Annotated in this window: 16 protein-coding genes; 1 reads left to right on the top strand and 15 read right to left on the bottom strand. The window is 61.3% G+C overall.

Annotation, left to right across the window (positions count from 1 at the left end; all coding sequences use genetic code 11):
- Positions 1 to 32: 32 nt before the first annotated feature.
- The 14 genes from N2597_RS09095 to pcsA form a co-directional block, all read right to left on the bottom strand.
- Complete coding sequence (locus tag N2597_RS09095) at positions 33 to 740, bottom strand: DUF502 domain-containing protein (protein WP_096762753.1); 708 nt, start codon at positions 738 to 740, stop codon at positions 33 to 35.
- Between the two features lie 135 nt (positions 741 to 875).
- Positions 876 to 2702 carry a glutamine--fructose-6-phosphate transaminase (isomerizing) gene (gene glmS / locus N2597_RS09090; protein ID WP_106795633.1) on the bottom strand — a complete coding sequence of 609 codons (1827 nt, stop codon included), beginning with the start codon at positions 2700 to 2702 and terminating at the stop codon, positions 876 to 878.
- Between the two features lie 109 nt (positions 2703 to 2811).
- Positions 2812 to 4173 (bottom strand): bifunctional UDP-N-acetylglucosamine diphosphorylase/glucosamine-1-phosphate N-acetyltransferase GlmU, encoded by a 1362-nt coding sequence (glmU, locus tag N2597_RS09085; RefSeq protein ID WP_077993700.1) that lies wholly within the window; start codon positions 4171 to 4173, stop codon positions 2812 to 2814.
- Positions 4174 to 4338: 165 nt separating this feature from the next.
- The gene (locus N2597_RS09080; protein ID WP_039623240.1) at positions 4339 to 5124 is read right to left on the bottom strand and encodes a FadR/GntR family transcriptional regulator; all 786 of its coding nucleotides are present in this window, start codon (positions 5122 to 5124) and stop codon (positions 4339 to 4341) included.
- Between the two features lie 16 nt (positions 5125 to 5140).
- Positions 5141 to 6109: a galactofuranose ABC transporter, permease protein YjfF gene (gene yjfF, locus N2597_RS09075; protein ID WP_009995722.1), complete on the bottom strand. Its 969-nt coding sequence runs from the start codon at positions 6107 to 6109 to the stop codon at positions 5141 to 5143.
- Positions 6106 to 7119 carry an ABC transporter permease gene (locus N2597_RS09070; protein ID WP_009995723.1) on the bottom strand — a complete coding sequence of 338 codons (1014 nt, stop codon included), beginning with the start codon at positions 7117 to 7119 and terminating at the stop codon, positions 6106 to 6108. The genes yjfF and N2597_RS09070 overlap by 4 nt, the downstream gene beginning before the upstream one ends.
- Entirely contained in the window at positions 7116 to 8639 is a 1524-nt protein-coding gene (gene ytfR / locus N2597_RS09065; protein ID WP_183596304.1) for a galactofuranose ABC transporter, ATP-binding protein YtfR, read from the bottom strand. Before ytfR ends, N2597_RS09070 begins: the two co-directional genes overlap by 4 nt.
- Positions 8640 to 8758: 119 nt before the next feature.
- The gene (gene ytfQ / locus N2597_RS09060) at positions 8759 to 9721 is read right to left on the bottom strand and encodes a galactofuranose ABC transporter, galactofuranose-binding protein YtfQ (protein WP_003559333.1); all 963 of its coding nucleotides are present in this window, start codon (positions 9719 to 9721) and stop codon (positions 8759 to 8761) included.
- 145 nt (positions 9722 to 9866) lie between these two features.
- Complete coding sequence (locus N2597_RS09055) at positions 9867 to 10943, bottom strand: BMP family ABC transporter substrate-binding protein (RefSeq protein ID WP_038688871.1); 1077 nt, start codon at positions 10941 to 10943, stop codon at positions 9867 to 9869.
- Positions 10944 to 10992: 49 nt separating this feature from the next.
- Positions 10993 to 11913 (bottom strand): ABC transporter permease, encoded by a 921-nt coding sequence (locus N2597_RS09050; protein ID WP_038688869.1) that lies wholly within the window; start codon positions 11911 to 11913, stop codon positions 10993 to 10995.
- Positions 11910 to 12995, bottom strand: a complete 1086-nt coding sequence (locus N2597_RS09045) for an ABC transporter permease (RefSeq protein ID WP_096762747.1) — start codon at positions 12993 to 12995, stop codon at positions 11910 to 11912. The genes N2597_RS09050 and N2597_RS09045 overlap by 4 nt, the downstream gene beginning before the upstream one ends.
- The gene (locus N2597_RS09040; RefSeq protein ID WP_086156219.1) at positions 12985 to 14553 is read right to left on the bottom strand and encodes an ABC transporter ATP-binding protein; all 1569 of its coding nucleotides are present in this window, start codon (positions 14551 to 14553) and stop codon (positions 12985 to 12987) included. The genes N2597_RS09045 and N2597_RS09040 overlap by 11 nt, the downstream gene beginning before the upstream one ends.
- A 39-nt stretch (positions 14554 to 14592) precedes the next feature.
- Complete coding sequence (locus N2597_RS09035) at positions 14593 to 15573, bottom strand: quinone oxidoreductase family protein (protein ID WP_077993708.1); 981 nt, start codon at positions 15571 to 15573, stop codon at positions 14593 to 14595.
- 10 nt (positions 15574 to 15583) lie between these two features.
- Complete coding sequence (pcsA, locus tag N2597_RS09030; protein ID WP_010060952.1) at positions 15584 to 16312, bottom strand: phosphatidylcholine synthase; 729 nt, start codon at positions 16310 to 16312, stop codon at positions 15584 to 15586.
- A gap of 336 nt (positions 16313 to 16648) precedes the next feature.
- Between pcsA and N2597_RS09025 the strand changes: the two genes are divergently transcribed.
- On the top strand, positions 16649 to 17461 hold the full coding sequence (locus N2597_RS09025) for a ferredoxin--NADP reductase (RefSeq protein ID WP_010060954.1): 813 nt from the start codon (positions 16649 to 16651) through the stop codon (positions 17459 to 17461).
- A 50-nt stretch (positions 17462 to 17511) separates the two neighbouring features.
- On the opposite strand, the gene N2597_RS09020 is transcribed toward N2597_RS09025, so the two are convergent.
- A complete protein-coding gene (locus tag N2597_RS09020; RefSeq protein WP_010060956.1) occupies positions 17512 to 18126 on the bottom strand; it encodes a GntR family transcriptional regulator in 615 nt (204 codons plus the stop codon).
- Positions 18127 to 18131 lie beyond the last annotated feature (5 nt).

Raw genomic sequence — 18131 nt, 5'->3', positions numbered from 1 at the left:
TCAAAGCGCCAAACACTTTTGGGCGACATGCATCAATCCGCCTTGGACACCGCCACCGGCTTCGGCCGCGGCAGATGCTTCTGCTTCGGCTCGGACGGCTTGTGTTCGGGGGCGACGAGGCCGCCTGAGATCAGGAACTTGGCGGCGTCCTCCGGGCTCATGTCGAGCATCACGATCTTTTCGCGCGGCACGAAGATCAGGAAGCCGGCCGTCGGCACCGGCGTCGGCGGCAGGAAGACGGCGACCATATCCTGGCCCATGGCATTGAACTTCGAGGCGATCTCGCCCTTGGCATCGGTGGCGATAAAGACAAGCGCCCAGAGGCCCGCGCTCGGATATTCGATGAGGCCCACCTTCTTGAAGGAATTCGCCTGCTCTTTCAGCACCGTTTCGAAAATCTGCTTCACGCTCTTATAGATCGTGCGCACCAGCGGCATGCGCTGGACGATCGATTCGCCGAAACGGACGATGCTCTGGCCGATGAGGTTCTTGCCGAGGAAACCGACGACGGTGATCAGCACGATGGCGATCAGCAGGCCGAAGCCGGGAATGGCGAAATTGAGATAGCTTTCCGGATTCCAGCGCGCCGGAATATAAGGCCTGACCCAGCTGTCCGACCAATGGATGAAGGTCCAGGTCAGCCAGATGGTAATGGCGATCGGCGCGCAGATGATCAGGCCTGCGAGAAAATTGTTCCTCAGCCGGGTCGCGACCGGCATTCTGGGGGCGTTGTCGGCCATCGTTTCCTGATGAACTCCATCTCAGTCCTGGACGGGCCGGAACGCCGGCCCTTCCCCCTTGTCCGCATCCCAAAATTGCCAGAATTCGGGGCGTCGCACAATATGTTTCGGGGCGAAGACCCCGGTCCAAAAGGCTTATTCCACGGTCACGGATTTCGCGAGATTGCGCGGCTGATCGACGTCGGTGCCCATGAAGACGGCCGTATGATAGGCGAGCAGCTGGATCGGCAGCGAGAAGATCATCGGCGCGATGATTTCGTCGACGACAGGCAGGGTAATCGTCGCCATGGTCGGCAGTTTCGAGGCGGCGGCACCGGCTTCGTCGGTGATGAAGACGATGCGGCCGCCGCGGGCTGCGACCTCCTGCATGTTGGAGACGGTCTTTTCGAAGAAGCGGTCATAGGGAGCAATGACGATAACAGGCATGTTCTCGTCGATCAGCGCGATCGGCCCGTGCTTCAATTCGCCGGCGGCATAACCCTCGGCGTGGATATAGGAGATTTCCTTGAGCTTCAGCGCGCCTTCCATGGCGAGCGGGAAGCTGGTGCCGCGGCCGAGATAGAGCACGTCCTTGCATTTCGACAGTTCCCGCGACAGGCTTTCCATCTGCGGCTGGATGAGGTTCAGCACCCGGCTCATGATGCGCGGCATTTCGGCGAGATGCCGCACCAGCGCCCTCTCCTCTTCGGCGCTGACCGTGCCGCGCGCCTTGCCGGCACCGATCGCCAGCGACGCCAGCACGGCGAGCTGGCAGGTGAAGGCCTTGGTCGAGGCGACGCCGATTTCCGGGCCTGCCATGATCGGGAACACGGCGTCGGATTCGCGCGCCATAGTCGATTCGCGGACATTGACGACGGCGCCGATCTTCAGGCCGTTGTCGCGGCAGTAACGCAGCGATGCCAGCGTGTCGGCGGTTTCGCCGGACTGCGAGATGAAGAGGGCCGCCTGCGTCGGCGAAAGCGGCATTTCGCGGTAGCGGAATTCCGAGGCGACGTCGATCTCGACCGGCAGGCGGGCATAGCGCTCGAACCAGTATTTGCCGACAAGGCCGGCGAGATAGGCGGTGCCACAGGCCGAGATCGCCAAGCCGGTCGCCGCTTTGAAGTCGATCGCCGCGGCATTGGCGCCGATCGTGTTCTCGGCGAAATCGACATAGTGGCTGAGCGCATGGGAGATGACCTCCGGCTGCTCGTAGATTTCCTTTTCCATGAAGTGGCGGTGATTGCCCTTGTCGACGACATAAGCGGTCGCCTGCGAGATCTGCCGGGCGCGCTCGACCGGCTTGCCGGTAAAATCCAGCACCGAGACGCTATCGCGGGTGATGACGGCGCAGTCGCCGTCGACGAGATAGGTGATTTCGTTGGTGAAGGGCGAGAGCGCGATGGCATCCGAGCCGAGGAACATCTCGCCGCGGCCGTAGCCGACGGCAAGCGGCGGACCGGAACGGGCGGCCATGATCGTGCCGGGATCGGCCTTGAGCATGACGGCCAGCGCATAGGCGCCGGTCACCCGGTTCAGCATTTTCAGCATGGCGGCGCGCGGCTCGAAGCCCTCGCGCAGATATTTTGCCATCAGCTGGGCGACGACCTCGGTGTCGGTCTGGGTTTCGAAGACCGAGCCGTCCGCGGTCAGTTCGTCGCGAAGCTCGGAGAAGTTCTCGATGATGCCGTTATGGACGACGGCGACGCCTTCGACGAAATGCGGATGGGCATTGGTTTCGTTCGGCACGCCGTGGGTCGCCCAGCGCGTATGGGCGATTCCGACCAAACCCGGCAGCGGTTCCGCATCGAGGCGTTTTTCCAGATTGAAGAGCTTGCCCTCGGCGCGGCGGCGATCCATCACGCCCTCATGGATGGTGGCGACACCGGCGGAATCATAACCGCGATATTCGAGACGCTTCAGCGCATCGACCAGGCGCCCGGCAACGGGCTGAGTTCCGACGATCCCCACAATTCCGCACATGCAATATCCCCATGAGCCTCCAACAATGAGGCCAGTCCTACTGATTTCCGCTTATTTCTCAATGGCCTCGGCGGTCACTTTCAATTTCCGCCGGTTACGGAAAGCGGCCTCAAGCCTTGGCCTTCTTCGCCGCCTTGCTGGCGAGCGCACGCTCGCGCAGCAGGGTCGCCCGGCCGGGCTTGATCTCTTGGCGGGCGCGGCCGAGCGCCAGCGCATCGGCCGGCACGTCGGCGGTGATGACGCTGCCAGAGCCGACATAGGCGCCGTCGCCGATCGTCACCGGCGCGACCAGCGACGAGTTGGAACCGATAAAGGCGTTCTCGCCGATCACCGTCTCGCTCTTGTTGACCCCGTCATAATTGCAGGTGATCGTGCCGGCGCCGATATTGCTGCCGGCGCCGACGACGGCATCGCCGATGTAAGTGAGATGGTTGACCTTGGCGCCCTCGCCCAACCGGCCATTCTTAACCTCGCAGAAATTGCCGACCTTGGAACCATTGGCGAGATCGGCCCCCGGCCGCAGCCGCGCGAAGGGACCGACGGTCGCGCTCTCACTGACATGGGCGCCTTCGATATGCGAGAAGGCGTGAATGACGGCGCCGCTGTCGATCACTGCGCCGGGACCGAAAACGACATTCGGCTCGATCAGCGCATCCTGGCCAATGACGGTATCGTAGGAGAGGAACACCGTTTCCGGTGCGATCATGGTGACGCCCGCCAGCATCATCTCGCGGCGGCGGCGTTCCTGCCAGAAGCGCTCGATGACGGCGAGTTCCGCGCGGTTGTTGCAGCCGGTCATCTCGATTTCAGGGGCATCGACGGCGGTGACGCGGCCGCCGAGCGAGCGGGCGATCTCGACGAGATCGGTCAGATAGAATTCGCCCTTAGCATTGGCATTGCCGATGCGTGAGAGCAGATCGAGCGCCTTGCGGCCGTTGATCGCCATCAGCCCGCTGTTGCACCAGGTAACGGCGCGCTCGGCATCGGTCGCATCCTTCTCCTCGCGGATGGCGATGAGTTCGCCGTCCTTGACAAGCAGCCGGCCGTAGCCGGTCGGACGGTCGGTGTGAAAACCGATGACGACGATGTCGCTGCCATCGGCAAGACCCTGGCGGGCGGCTTTGAGCGGGCCGTCGGTCTGCAGGGGCACGTCGCCATAGGTGACGAGGATATCGTCATAACCCCTGGCGATCGCTTCGCGCGCCGCCAGCACCGCATGGCCGGTGCCGAGGCGCTGCTGCTGCAGATAGGATTCGACGCCAACACCATCGGTGCTTGCGGCCTTTGCAACCGCCTCGGCGTCGCGGCCGACGACAAGGGCGACGGAGGAAATACCGGCGGAGGCGACCGCCTCGACCACATGGGCGATCATCGGCCGCCCGGCGACCGGATGCAGCACCTTCGATTTCGAGGATTTCATCCGCGTGCTGTCACCGGCAGCAAGGATGACGGCAAGGCAAGTACGTTCCATGATCTGCTCCGCGAATCCGCGCGATAAGGCGGCTTTGCTGCCTCATACTGCATAATTCCTGAAATCGGAATCGATTTTCGGAAGCCGCGATGGAAGGATCGAAAGTGCGATGGCGTGCTTTGCGCGTCTCCAAAGAAGCACAAAGCCACAGCTCAGGCAAAGCCCTTACTTAGGTGAAATTTCCGGCGAAAGCGGCTCCATGACATCAGGAGAGCCGCTGGTCGCAAAGGATTCGCGCACATGATCGCGGCCGTCCAAGATGACGACTTCCATCGCCCGGCGCGCGGCGGCGCTGTCACCGGAAGCGATGGCATCGACGATGCGCATATGGGTGTCGGCAATATTGGCAAAGCCATTTTCGGAAGGCGGCGTACTGATGCGGAACATGCCGACGAGAGCCGCCTCGATGAGGCTGCCGAGGGTGCGCATGAAGGGATTGTGCGAGGCTTCGGCGAGCGCCAGGTGAAAGTGTAGGTCGGCGAGCGCCAAGCTGTCGGCCGTATGGCCGCTTGCCGCCATCTCCTCCGCCAGCCCGCGCAGCGTTTCGATTTCCTCGGCATTGGCCCGCTCGGCGACGAGGCCGGCGGCGAAGGGTTCGACGGCAAGACGGATATCGTAAAGCTGCAACAGGAATTCTTCCGTCACACCACTGTCGAAGTGCCAAGCGATAATCTCGCTGTCGAACATGTTCCAGAGGTTCTTCTCGGTCACACGCGTGCCGACGCGCGCCTTGGCGACGACCATGCCCTTAGCGGCGAGCGTCTTCATCGTCTCGCGCAAGACCGTGCGCGACACCTTGAAGCGTTGCGCCAGTTCCGTATCGCCCGGCAGGATCGAGCCGACGGGATAGGTGCCTGCGACGATCCCCTTGCCGAGCTCGTCGACTACCTGCGCGTGGCTCGTCCGCGTCCGGCGCCCTGTCTTGCGTGTCTCGATCAATTTGTTGCGCAAGCGATCCGTCTCCCCCTCAGGCATACCTCTTGTTCAAACTGGAAAGGAACAGGATCGCCTTCTGCATCAGGATGAATGCAAACAGCAGAAGGCCGATCAGGATCTTCGTCCACCAGCTCGACAGCGTGCCGTCGAAGGTGATGTAGGTCTGAATGAGCCCCTGGATCAGGATACCGATCAAGGTTCCTGCCACGAATCCCGCTCCTCCGGTCAGCAGCGTCCCTCCGATGACGACTGCCGCGATGGCGTCGAGTTCGACGCCGACCGCCGCAAGAGAATATCCAGCAGAGGTGTACAGCGAAAAAACGATTCCGGATAGGCCGGCGAGAAAACCCGACAGCGCATAGATCTGGATCGTCGTGCGTCCCACAGGCACGCCCATCAGCCGCGCCGTCTGCGGACCACCGCCGAGCGCATAGACATTGGTGCCGAAGCGGGTGCGGTGGGCGATGAAGATGCCGGCGGCGAAAACCAGAAGCATGATGGCGCCGATCAGCGTCAACCGCCCGCCTCCGGGCAGCCGCCAATAGAGGCTCGTCAGCGTCGAATAATAGTCGTGGTTGATCGGAATGCTGTCGATCGAGAGCACAAAGGCGATACCGCGCGCCAGGAACATACCGGCAAGTGTCACGATAAAGGCCGGCATTTCGAGATAATGGATGATCGCGCCCATGACGGCACCGAAGGCGGTGGTGATGACGAGGACGAGCGCGAAGGCGAGCAGCGGATGGATCGAGGTGTTCTGCAGGATAACGGCAAGGAAGACACCGGTAAATGCGATGATCGAGCCGATCGACAGATCGATGCCGCCGGAAATGATGACGAAGGTCATGCCGACCGCGGCAATTCCGAGGAAGGCGTTGTCGGTCAGCAGATTGCCGATGACGCGCGTTGACAGCATGTTCGGATATTGCAGCGTGCAGCCGGCATAGGCGAGCACGAAAATGACAATCGTCGCAAGCAGCGGCAGGTATTTGGAGTTCATTTCGGCTGCTCCCTTCCGCCCTGCCGGCGGCTGGCAAAGATGGCGAGCGACTGCACCGCCGGCGACTGAATGACGAGGATCACGATGATAATCACCGCCTTGATGATCAGATTGAATTCGGGCGGAAAGCCGGAGGACAAAATGCCGGTATTGACAGCCTGGATGATCATCGCGCCGATCAGCGATCCCACGATGCTGAAGCGACCGCCGAGCAGCGAATTGCCGCCGACCACCACGGCGAGGATGGCGTCGAGTTCGAGCCAGAGACCGGCATTGTTGGCGTCGGCGCCCTTGATGTCGGCTGCGACGATGATGCCTGCAATCGATGCGCAGAGCCCGCTCAGCATATAGACGGCCATCAGCAGCACCGGCGTCTGGATGCCGGAGAGCGTGCTGGCGCGGCGGTTGATGCCGACGGCCTCGAGCAGCATGCCGAGCGCCGTTCGGCGGACGAGCAGGATGACGAGCAGGCCGACGAGGAACCAGATGACGACGGGCATCGGCAGGAGAGCCATGGAGCCGCTGCCGAAGAAGATCAGCCCGTCATCGTTGAAGGTCAGGATGGCGCCCTCGGTGATGAGTTGGGCGATGCCGCGGCCGGCGACCATCAGCACCAGCGTGGCGATAATCGGCTGGATGTTGAGGATCGCCACCAGGAAACCGTTCCAGACGCCGCAGGCAAGTCCGATCGCCAGCGTCAACAGAATGGTGTAGGCAACTGAATTTCCAGACACGATCGATGATGCGGCAACGGCGCCGCAGATGGCGATGATCGCGCCGACGGACAGGTCGATGCCTTTGGTGGCAATCACCAGCGTCATGCCGATCGCCAAGAGCGCCACCGGCGCGCCGCGATTCAGAACGTCGATCAGGCTGCCATAGAGGCGTCCGTTCTGAACCACCACATTAAAGAACTGCGGTGACGTTATGAAATTCAACAGAAGAATGACAGCGAGAGCGATCAATTGCGGCGCCAGGCGATAGGCCAGCGCATTCCGGGAGGATTTCATGCGTCCTCCGTCTTGTGTTCGGCGGCGGCAATGGCATCGACGATACCAGCGGCGGTGATGCGCTCGCCCGTGAGTTCGGCGATATGCTGCCTGTCGCGAAGTACGATAACACGTGAACTATAGGCGACAAGCTCTTCAAGTTCCGAGGAAATTACGATCAATGACATGCCTTCGGCGCAGAGCTGTTCGATGAGCCGGATAATCTCGGCATGGGCGCCGACATCGATGCCGCGGGTTGGCTCGTCGAGGATGAGAAACTTGGGATTGGTCGCCAGCCAGCGGGCAAGAATTGCCTTCTGCTGGTTGCCGCCGGAGAGCAGCCGGATCGGCTTCTCGCGGTCGGTCGTTCTGATGTCGAGCGCCTTGATGTAGCGGTCGGCCAGCGCATTCTGCTCGGCGCGCGACAGCGGCCGGGTCCAGCCGCGGCGGGCCTGCAGCGCCAAGGCGATATTTTCCCTGATCGACAGGTCGCCGACGATGCCATCGGTCTTGCGGTCCTCGGGGCAGAAGCCGAAGCCCTTTTCGATCGCGGCACGCGGACTGGACAGGGTTGCAGGCTGGCCGTCGATCGTGGCGCTGCCGCTATCGGCATGCTCGACGCCGAAGAGCAGTTCGGCGGTTTCGGTGCGCCCGGAGCCGAGCAGGCCGGCGATGCCGACCACCTCGCCCGCGCGCACATCGAGATCGAAGGGTTTGACCTTGCCGCGTTTGCCGTAGCCGGCAAATCTGTAGCGGACCTCGCCCGCCGCAATGCTGTGTTTCCTGACCGTCTCTTCGGCCTGGGCGAGCTCGCGGCCGAGCATCATGGCGATCAGGCCCTGGCGCGGCAGATCGGCGGCGTCGCGGGTGCCGACCAGCTTGCCATTGCGCAGCACGGTGATGCGATCGCTGATCGCATAGACCTGCTCGAGGAAATGGGTAATGAAGACGATGCCGAGGCCGCGCTTCTTCAGGCCGTCGATGATGCGGAAGAGCAGCGCCACTTCCTGGTTGTCGAGGCTTGCCGTCGGCTCATCCAATATCAGCACCTTGCCGGAGAGATCGACGGCGCGAGCGATCGCCACCACCTGCTGGACGGCAACGGAGAAGCGGCTGAGTTCGGCGGTGACGTCGATATCGATGCCGTAGCCGGCGAGCAGTTCGCGCGCCTTGTGGTTCATCGCGCGCACGTCGGTCATGCCGAAACGCTTCGGCTGGCGACCGAGAAAGAGATTTTCGGCGACGCTCAGATTAGAGAGGAGGTTGACCTCCTGATAGACGGTGCCGATGCCGAGATTCTGGGCAGCGAGCGTATTGGCCGGATTGATCTCCTGGCCGTCCAGCATCAGGCTGCCTTCGTCACGATGGTAGGCGCCGGTGATGCACTTGATCAGCGTCGATTTGCCGGCGCCGTTCTCGCCGAGAAGCGCATGAACCTCGCCGCGGCGCAGCGTGAAATCCACCTTGTCCAATGCGATGGCGCCCGGGAAGAATTTCGATATGGCCGAGGCTGCGAGAATAGTCTCGTTATTTTGAACCATGAGGGCTGCTGTTTCCTGATATTTCGCCTTGCGCCTGCGCCAAACCGGGCATGACGCCCGGTCCGGCACCGGCAGTTCCGTACCGGTCCATGATGGACCGGTACGGTTCCAGGTTCAAATCAGTAGCCCTGACCCTTCTTCTCTTCGTAGACCTTCATCGGCTCGTCGGCGGGCGTGTAGAGCTTGGATTCGGTCTGGATCCACTTCGCCGGAGCTTTCTTGTCCTTCAGATAGGCTTCGAGCGCATCGAAGGCCGGACCAGCCATGTTCGGCGTCAGCTCGACCGTGGCATTGGCTTCACCTTCGGACATGGCCTTGAAGATATCGGGAACGGCGTCGATCGAGACGACGAGGATATCCTTGCCTGGCTTCAGGCCGGCTTCCTTGATCGCCTGGATGGCGCCAACGGCCATGTCGTCGTTATGGGCGTAGAGCGCGCAGATATCCTTGCCGCCATTCTCGGCCTTCAGGAAGCTTTCCATGACTTCCTTGCCCTTGGTGCGGGTGAAGTCGCCGGTCTGGCTGCGAACGATCTTGAGGTTGTCGTGGCCGGCGAGAGCTTCTTCGAAGCCCTTCTTGCGGGCGATGGCCGGCGACGAACCGGTCGTGCCCTGCAACTCGACGACATTGCACTTCTTGTCGCCAACGGTCTTGACCAGGAAGTCGCCTGCGACCTTGCCTTCATGGACGAGGTCCGACGTGACAGCCGTCAGGTAGAGATCATCAGGAGCCTTGATGGTGCGGTCGAGCAGAATGACCGGGATCTTGGCTTCCTTGGCTTCCTTGAGAACATCGTCCCAGCCGGTTTCGACGACCGGAGCAATCAGGATGGCGTCGACGCCCTGGGCGATGAAGGAGCGCAGGGCCTTGATCTGGTTTTCCTGCTTCTGCTGGGCATCGGCAAACTTCAGATCGATGCCGCGCTTCTTGGCTTGCTCCTTGGTTACGGTCGTTTCAGCCGCACGCCAGCCCGATTCCGAGCCGATCTGCGAGAAGCCGACGGTCAGGCCGGCGGCCGAAGCCGAACCGAACATGCAGGCAGCAAGAATCGTAGCACTCAAGAGTGCAGTCTTCAATTTCATGATATCCTCCCAATGCCGCTCCTTCGCGGCGCAGGGTCAAAAAATCATATAGTATTACTTTTGTAAATCGGTTTTTTAGGATGCACCGCAACAAAAAAAGGGCGTCCACAGGGACGCCCTTCGCACGTGCAAAATCAGCAACCGGTTATTGCGCCGGCAGCTTGTCGTCGACGCCTTCGACGTAGAAGTTCATGCCGAGCAGCGTGCCGTCATCGGCCTTCTCACCCGCTTTCAGCCAGGGCGTACCGTCCTGCTTGTTGATCGGGCCGGTGAAGGGATGCAACTCGCCCGACTTGATCTTGGCTTCGGTCTCTTCGGCGAGTTTCTTCACATCATCGGGCATGTTCGTATAGGGCGCCATCGTCAGAATGCCGTCCTTGAGGCCATCCCAGCTCTGTTCCGACTTCCAGGTGCCGTCGAGGAGCGCCTGGACGCGCTTGACGTAATAGTTGCCCCAGGTGTCAATGATCGCGGTAAGCTGTACGTTCGGGCCAGCCTTGATCATGTCGGACGCCTGGCCGAAGGCCTTGACGCCGCGTTGCTCGGCAACCTGCATCGGTGCGGTGGTGTCCGTGTGCTGGGTGAGAATATCGACGCCTTGGTCGAGCAGCGCCTTGGCGGCATCAGCCTCCTTGCCCGGGTCGAACCAGGTATTGACCCAGATGACCTTCATCTTGAAGTTCGGGTTGACCGACTTGGCGCCAGTTTCGAAGGCGTTGATGCCCATCACCACTTCGGGAATCGGAAAGGAGGCGATATAGCCTGCCGTGCCGTTCTTCGACAGCTTGCCGGCGATAATGCCGCTGATGTAGCGGCCTTCATAGAAGCGCGAGTTGTAGGTCGCGACATTGTCTGCGGCCTTGAAGCCCGTCGCATGCTCGAATTTCACCTTCGGAAACTTCTTGGCGACGGCAACGGTCGCGTCCATGTAGCCGAAGGAAGTGGTAAAGATCAGAGCGCAGCCGGAACGGGCCATGCGCTCGATGGCGCGTTCGGCATCCGGACCCTCCGGCACACTTTCGAGGAAGGACGTTTCGACCTTGTCGGCGAATTCCTTCTCGACCTGGAGTCGGCCGTTTTCATGGGCCTGCGTCCAGCCGCCATCGGTGCGGGTGCCGACATAGACGAAGCAGACCTTGGTCTTGTCGGCAGCCTCGGCGGCAGAACCGATGCTCAGGACAAGGGCAGCTGTCGCTGCGAGAGCAAGTGCAAGTTTTTTCATTTTGATCCCTGTTGGTTGGAAGTTTGAAACCCGTCTTTTTTGTTGTTGCTCACCGGTCAGGCACGAAGGCTTTGCCAAGCGAGGCCGGCGTATTGATCATCGTCGTGCGCCGATTATGCGAGATCATGATGAGGACCACAACTGTCGCCGCATAGGGCAGCATCGACAGGAACTGCGACGGAATGCCGATGCCGAAGGCCTGCGCGTGCAGTTGCAGGATCGTCACAGCCCCGAAGAGATAACCGCCAGCCAGCAGCCGCCAAGGCCGCCATGAAGAGAAGACGACAAGCGCCAGCGCGATCCAGCCCCGCCCGGACGACATATTCTCGGTCCATTGCGGCGTATAGATCAGCGACAGCTGCGCCCCTGCAAGGCCGGCGCACGCACCGCCGAACATTACGGCGAGATAACGCGTGCGGATGACGTTGATGCCGAGCGCATGGGCGGAGGCGTGATTATCGCCGATGGCGCGTATCTTCAGGCCGGTGCGGCTCCTGAAGAGGAACCAGTTGACGCCGATAACGAGCAGGATCGACAGGTAGAAGATCAGATCCTGCTTGAAGAGGACGGTTCCGATATATGGAATAGCCGAGAGCACCGGGATTTCGATCGGCAGAAGCCGGATGCCGGGCGCGCCGACGAAGGGTTCGCCGAGCATACCGGAAGCGCCAAGGCCGAGGATCGTCAGGGCAAGGCCCGTCGCCACCTGATTGGTGACGAGCGTCAGCGTCAGAAAGGCGAAGAGCAGCGAAAAAACCGCTCCGCTGGCGATGCCGCCGACGATGCCGATATAGGCCGATCCGGTAAGCTGAGCTGCGGCAAAGGCACCGACGGCGCCGATGATCATCATGCCTTCGACACCGAGGTTGAGAACGCCGGAGCGTTCCGTCACCAGTTCGCCAAGGGCTGCGATAACGAGCGGTGTCGAGGCGGTGATGACAGTCAGCAGAATGGCTTCGAAGATGCTCATGCCGCCTCGCCCCTGACCCGCGACCAGACAAAGCGGATTTTATAATAGATGAGCATATCGCAGGAGAGTACGAAAAAGAGCAGCAGCCCCTGGAAAACGCGGGTGACCTTATCGGAAATGCCGATCGAAAGCTGCGCGGCCTCGCCGCCGAGATAGGTCAGCGCCAGCACCAGTCCCGATGCGATGATCCCGAGCGGGTTGAGACGGCCGAGGAAGGCGACGATAATGGCGGTGAAGCCGTAGCCCGGAGAGATTGCCGGCTGGAGATGGCCGATCGAACCGGACACCTCCGATATTCCGGCGAGGCCCGCAAGAGCGCCAGAGAAGAGGAAGCTGAACCAGATCATCTTCTTCGAGGAGAAGCCGGCAAAGCGCCCTGCCCGCTCCGACTGGCCGAGCACGACGATCTCGAAGCCTTTTAGCGTATAACGCAGCATGAACCAGACGCCGATCGCCGCAATGACGGCGAAGATGAAGGCCCAATGGGCTCGGCCCGACTCTTCCCAGATTGCCGGCAGCACGGCCTCCGGCGCGAAATCGCGTGAAACAGGAAAGTTGAAGCCTTTCGGATCGCGCCAGGCGCCGCGAACCAGCCAATCGAGGAAGAGCTGGGCGATATAGACCAGCATCAGCGATGTCAGGATTTCGTTGGTGTTGAAATGCGCCTTCAACAGCGCCGGAATGGCGGCGAAAAGCGCGCCGCCGAGCGCTCCCAGGATCAGCATCAGCGGCAGGACTAGCGGCGAATGCCAGTCGTAGAAGACGATCGGCAGATAGGAGCCGGTGATGGCGCCGATGGTGAACTGTCCCTCGGCGCCGATGTTCCAGTTGTTCGAGCGATAACAGACGGCGAGGCCGACCGCGATCAGGATCAGCGGGGCGGCCTTGATCGCCAGCTCATGCAGCGACCAGACCTCGAGCAGCGGTTCGACGAAGAAGGCGCTCAGTGCCGCGGCGGGGTCCTTGCCGAGCAAGGCGAACATGATAGCGCCGAAAGTCAGCGTCAGGACGAGAGCGAGGAGCGGCGAGACGAAGCCGAAGAGCTTCGAAACGTCGGGGCGTTTTTCCAGTTCAATGCGCATGGGCTGCCTCCGCGGCAGAACTGCTCTCATGCAGGCCACCCATCAGCAGACCGATCTTTTCGCGCGTCAGCTCGCCCGCCGGGAAAGGCCTGGAAAGGCGGCCTTCGGAAATGACGGCGATATCGGTCGCCACCTCGAAGATTTCGTCGAGATCCTGGCTGATGACGACGACGGCGGAGCCGGTTTTTGCGAGATCGACCAAAGCCTGGCGGATGCGGCTCGCCGCTCCGGCATCCACGCCCCAGGTCGGCTGGTTGACGACGAGGACGGCCGGTTGGCGGTCGAGTTCACGGCCGACAATGAACTTCTGCAGATTGCCGCCGGATAGCGATCCGGCGGCCGGGTCATCGCCGCTCTTGCGAACATCCATCGCTTCGGAAATGCGCCGTGCGGCAGATTTCACCGCGCCGTGGCGGATAATGCCAAGCACGCCGAGAAAGGCTTTGCGATCCGATTGGCTGCGGGCAAGCACCAGATTGTCGGAGAGCTTCATGGTAGAAACGGCGGCGTGGCCGTGACGCTCCTCCGGAACGAAGCCGGCTCCGAGCAAGCGGCGGGCCGTGATGCCCTCGCTGCCCACAGGCTTTTTGCGGATCACGATCGCTTCGGCCGAGGCGACCGGATATTCGCCGGATAGCGCATCGAAGAGCTCGCTCTGGCCGTTGCCGGCAACACCGGCGATGGCAAGGATCTCGCCTGATCGCACCGAGAGCGAGATGTCGCGCAAAGCCATGGCGAAAGGCGTGCGCGCGGCAACTGATAGGTTCGATACGGCAAGCTGCACCTCGCCCTTGTCCGAACGCTCGGGGTGGGTGACAGTCGCCACCTCGCTGCCAACCATCATGCGGGCAAGCGAGGCTGGCGTCTCCTGCTTCGGATCACAGGCGCCGGTCACGCGCCCATGGCGCAGCACGGTGGCGCGATCGCAGATGCGCTGCACCTCTTCCAGGCGGTGGCTGATATAAAGAACCGAGCGCCCTTCGGCGCGCAGCTTGAACAGCGTTTCGAACAGCCTGTCGGCTTCCTGCGGCGTCAGCACCGAGGTCGGCTCGTCGAGAATGATCAGCTTGGGGTTCTGCAGCAGCGCACGGACGATCTCGATGCGCTGGCGTTCGCCGACCGAGAGATCGGCGACATGGGCATGGGGGTCAAGCGGCAGGCCGTAGGCGACGGAGAGCGCCCTCGCCTCTTCGGCGATCCTGTCGATTGGAATGGCGTCATCGAGCGACAGCGCAATGTTCTCGGCAACGGTCAGCGCTTCGAACAGCGAAAAATGCTGGAACACCATGCCGATGCCGAGCCTGCGGGCCTCACCGGGCGAAGCAACGGTGACCGGCGCGCCCTCCCAGCGGATATGACCATGGGTCGGCTCCAGAACGCCGAACAGCATCTTTACCAGCGTGGATTTGCCTGCGCCATTTTCACCGAGAAGCGCGTGAATTTCGCCCGGCGCGATATCGAGATCGATTTCATTGCAGGCGGCAAAGCCACCGAAAAATTTCGTCAACTTCTGGACGGATAGTAACGCACCGGAATCCGGCACATTCAATGGCGACACGTTCCCCTCATTTCTTCTGCCAACCGGTCCGTTCGGATCTCATGGAATCAGCAGCGTCGTTCCTGTTGTTTTTCTTGATTCCAGATCCGCGTGAGCCCGCCCAACCTCACGCAGCGGATAGGTTTGATTGACATTGATACGCACTTTGTTGCTTTGCACAACATTAAATAGCGCTTTCGCACTGTCGATCAGTTCCTGACGCGCGGCGATGTAGGTGAAGAGCGTCGGCCGTGTCGCAAAGAGTGAGCCCTTCTGCGCCAGCTGGGAAAGCGTGAAATTCTCGACCGGGCCGGAGGACTGGCCGAAGGAGGCGAAAAGACCACGCGGTTTCAGGCAGTCGAGCGACTGTGGAAAAGTATCGCGGCCGATCGAATCATAGACGACATCGACGCCCTTGCCGCTTGTTATGTCGCGGACCCGGCCGACGAAGTCTTCGCTCTTGTAATTGATCACATGGTCGTAGCCATGGGCGAGCGCAAGCGCGACCTTGTCTTCAGATCCCGCCGTGCCGATGACGGTGGCGCCGAGCGCCTTCGCCCATTGGCCGGCGATCAGGCCGACGCCGCCGGCGGCGGCATGAAACAGCAGTACCGTCTCAGGGCCAACTTTGAAGGTGCGGTTCAGCAGATATTCCGCGGTCATACCCTTCAGCATCATTGCCGCCGCGGTTTCGAGCTCTATGCCGCCGGGCACATGAACCAGATGACGCGCCTCGATATTGCGCTCGACACTGTAGGCGCCGTCGGCGCTGGCATAGGCGACACGGTCGCCGACCTTGAAATCCTCCACACCAGGGCCGACTGCCGTCACGGTGCCGGCGCCCTCCTTGCCGGTGACAAAGGGAAGATGCGGCACCTTGTAGGAGCCATTGCGGAAATAGACATCAATAAAGTTGAGGCCGACTGCGGCCTGACGAATCTGCACCTCACCTGCAGCAGGTGGCGCAAGGTCGATGTCGACGTACTCGAACACCTCAGGTCCGCCGGTCTTGGAGAATGAAACTGCCTGGGTCTTCGTCATATTGCCGTCCTTAAGCTTTCCGTCCGAGGGCCGGGAAGAATTGCAGCACCGCGCCGATGACGTAAAGATAGATCCCGGTCACAATGAAGAGAATGAGCGCCCATTCGGGCGTCTGGAAATTTTTCAGCAGCGAATAGATGCCGAGCGCCGACCAGAGGAAAAAGACGCCGAGATTGAGCGGGCGCAGCCTTTGGACGCGAACCGGGTGCAGGAAATTGATCGGCAGGAAGGTCAGCACCACAGAAACGATGACGACGGCAAGTGCCGTCGTCGCGCTGGCGTCGATGACGAACAGGGTGAAGACGATCATGTTCCAGACAACGGGAAAGCCGGAGAAGAAGTATTCCTCCGTCTTCATGCCCATATCGGCATAATAGATGGCGCTGGAAACAACAATCATGCCGGCGGCGACGAAGGACCAGGGCTCGCCAATCATGCCGCTCTGATAAAGCGCAAAGGCCGGCAGCAGCACATAGGTGACGTAATCGATGATATTGTCGAGCGTATCCCCCGACCAGTTCGGCAGCACTTCCTTGACGCGCACCTTACGGGCAATCGGGCCATCGATGCCGTCGACGAGGAGGGCAAGGCCCAGCCACCAGAACATGTCGATGAAGCGGTGCTCGGCGGCGGCGACGACACCGAGAAAGGCCAGGAAGGAACCGGAAGCCGTCAATATATGGACGGAAAAGGCGCGCATCTCCGCGTAAGGAACACGCTTATAGTTGAAAATCTTCATATTCCCCGACCGCCCTATCGCGCTCGCCCCTGCAAGCGTCTTTTTGCCACCAGCACCGATCCCGTCGCTGAATCGGTTCTCGTAGATCGTTGTTGTCGCACCGCTTTTGCCGAAAACCGGCGTCCACATCAGGCACGCCGCCCTAATATGCATCCTTTGCCGGGCTTCGCCAGCGGGAAATGAGACATTCCCCGGCGGCCATTGAATCCTGACAATGACATGCATATTTCCCTTCATGAGCGCTGCGTGGAATGGAATGCCTTTAATTCCGGCCGGATATGTAATATCTGCCTCGCATCTGATGGTTCATCCGACGAAACGGGATCCTCTACCGCAATGAACGCGCCTGCAAAGACCGAAGACTTCGCCTCGTCCATCCCCGCCGGCGTCTATGCCGAGACGGTGCTTGCCGTGACGCATTACACCGACCGGCTCTTCCGCTTCACGATGACCCGGCCGCAGGGCTTCCGTTTCCGTTCCGGCGAATTCGCGATGATCGGCTTGATGGTCGAAGGCAAGCCGGTGTTCCGCGCCTATTCGATCGCCAGCCCCGCCTGGGCCGAAGAGCTCGAATTCTTCTCGATCAAGGTGCCGGACGGCCCGCTCACCTCGCATCTGCAGGCGATCAAGCCTGGCGATCAGGTGCTGATGCGCAAGAAGCCGACCGGCACGCTGGTGCTCGATGCCCTGACCCCCGGCCGCCGCCTCTACATGTTCTCGACGGGAACGGGCGTTGCGCCCTTCGCCAGCCTGATCCGCGATCCCGAGACTTACGAGAAGTTCGAGGAAGTCATCCTCACCCATACGACCCGCGACGTCGCCGAGCTGAAATACGGCTTCGACCTGGTGCATGAAATCCAGAACGACGAGCTGCTGAAGGAAGTTGTCGGTGACAAGCTGCGCCATTATGCGACCGTCACGCGCGAAGACTTCGAATATCGCGGCCGCATCACCGACCTGATTTCGTCAGGCAAGCTGTTTACCGATCTCGGCGTGCCGCCGCTCGACCCGGCAATCGACCGCGGCATGATCTGCGGTTCCTCGGCGATGCTGAAGGACACCAAGGAGCTGCTCGAAAAGGCCGGCCTCAATGAAGGCGCCAACAGCAAGCCCGCGGAATTCGTCATCGAACGCGCTTTCGTCGGCTGAACTTTTCCCGATAATCAAATCAGGCGGCGGCTCCGGAAACGGGGCCGTTTCTATTTGTCGGCCAGATAGTCGATCAGCACTGTCATCGTAGCGCGCGCCTCCTCCGCCCTGCCCTCTTGGATAGCGTGAATGACGGCAACATGCAGCGCGATGGCGCGATCCATTCGCTCCGGGCTTGCCGTCGAGTACCAAAGGCGACGCGAATGCGTCTGCACCGGCCCGAGTGCTGCCACGATGAAGCCGTTCGGGCAGGCATCCTCGAGGATTTCATCGAAGGCCTTGTCGGCGGCGAAGAACCCGGCGAGATCGCCGGTCACCGCGCATTCCTCCATCGCCCGGGCGCAGTCGCCAAGGCGGTCGCGCTGCTCATCAGTCGCATGTTCGGCGACTGATGCGGCCGCAATCGGCTCCAGCTCGCGGCGAACCTGCATGACATTGCCATGATCCTCAGGCGCAATCTCGGCCACCTGGAGCCCGACGCGCGGCTTCACCAGGATCAGCCCCTGCCAGGCAAGCTTCTGGATCGCCTCGCGCACCGGCGTGCGCCCATGGCCCGCCAGATCGATCAGCTGCTTCTCAGTGACGAGCGCGCCTGGCTTCAGCGCCAGGGTGACAATCAGGTGCTCCAGCGCGAGATAGGCACGATGGCTTTGTGACGTCTGCATGCTGA

The sequence above is a fragment of the Rhizobium sophoriradicis genome, from assembly GCF_025200795.1.
Lineage (GTDB): Bacteria > Pseudomonadota > Alphaproteobacteria > Rhizobiales > Rhizobiaceae > Rhizobium > Rhizobium sophoriradicis.
Note: the sequence above shows the minus strand (reverse complement) of the source record. Positions and strands in the feature narration are given on the sequence as shown.

Excerpts from the sequence above, each read along its gene's own strand:
- N2597_RS09095 (WP_096762753.1), bottom strand. The coding sequence starts at position 740 with ATGGCCGACAACGCCCCCAGAATGCCGGTCGCGACCCGGCTGAGGAAC.
- glmS (WP_106795633.1), bottom strand. The coding sequence starts at position 2,702 with ATGTGCGGAATTGTGGGGATCGTCGGAACTCAGCCCGTTGCCGGGCGC.
- glmU (WP_077993700.1), bottom strand. The coding sequence starts at position 4,173 with ATGGAACGTACTTGCCTTGCCGTCATCCTTGCTGCCGGTGACAGCACG.
- yjfF (WP_009995722.1), bottom strand. The coding sequence starts at position 6,109 with ATGAACTCCAAATACCTGCCGCTGCTTGCGACGATTGTCATTTTCGTG.
- N2597_RS09070 (WP_009995723.1), bottom strand. The coding sequence starts at position 7,119 with ATGAAATCCTCCCGGAATGCGCTGGCCTATCGCCTGGCGCCGCAATTG.
- ytfR (WP_183596304.1), bottom strand. The coding sequence starts at position 8,639 with ATGGTTCAAAATAACGAGACTATTCTCGCAGCCTCGGCCATATCGAAA.
- ytfQ (WP_003559333.1), bottom strand. The coding sequence starts at position 9,721 with ATGAAATTGAAGACTGCACTCTTGAGTGCTACGATTCTTGCTGCCTGC.
- N2597_RS09055 (WP_038688871.1), bottom strand. The coding sequence starts at position 10,943 with ATGAAAAAACTTGCACTTGCTCTCGCAGCGACAGCTGCCCTTGTCCTG.
- N2597_RS09050 (WP_038688869.1), bottom strand. The coding sequence starts at position 11,913 with ATGAGCATCTTCGAAGCCATTCTGCTGACTGTCATCACCGCCTCGACA.
- N2597_RS09045 (WP_096762747.1), bottom strand. The coding sequence starts at position 12,995 with ATGCGCATTGAACTGGAAAAACGCCCCGACGTTTCGAAGCTCTTCGGC.
- N2597_RS09035 (WP_077993708.1), bottom strand. The coding sequence starts at position 15,573 with ATGACGAAGACCCAGGCAGTTTCATTCTCCAAGACCGGCGGACCTGAG.
- pcsA (WP_010060952.1), bottom strand. The coding sequence starts at position 16,312 with ATGAAGATTTTCAACTATAAGCGTGTTCCTTACGCGGAGATGCGCGCC.
- N2597_RS09025 (WP_010060954.1), top strand. The coding sequence starts at position 16,649 with ATGAACGCGCCTGCAAAGACCGAAGACTTCGCCTCGTCCATCCCCGCC.
- N2597_RS09020 (WP_010060956.1), bottom strand. The coding sequence starts at position 18,126 with ATGCAGACGTCACAAAGCCATCGTGCCTATCTCGCGCTGGAGCACCTG.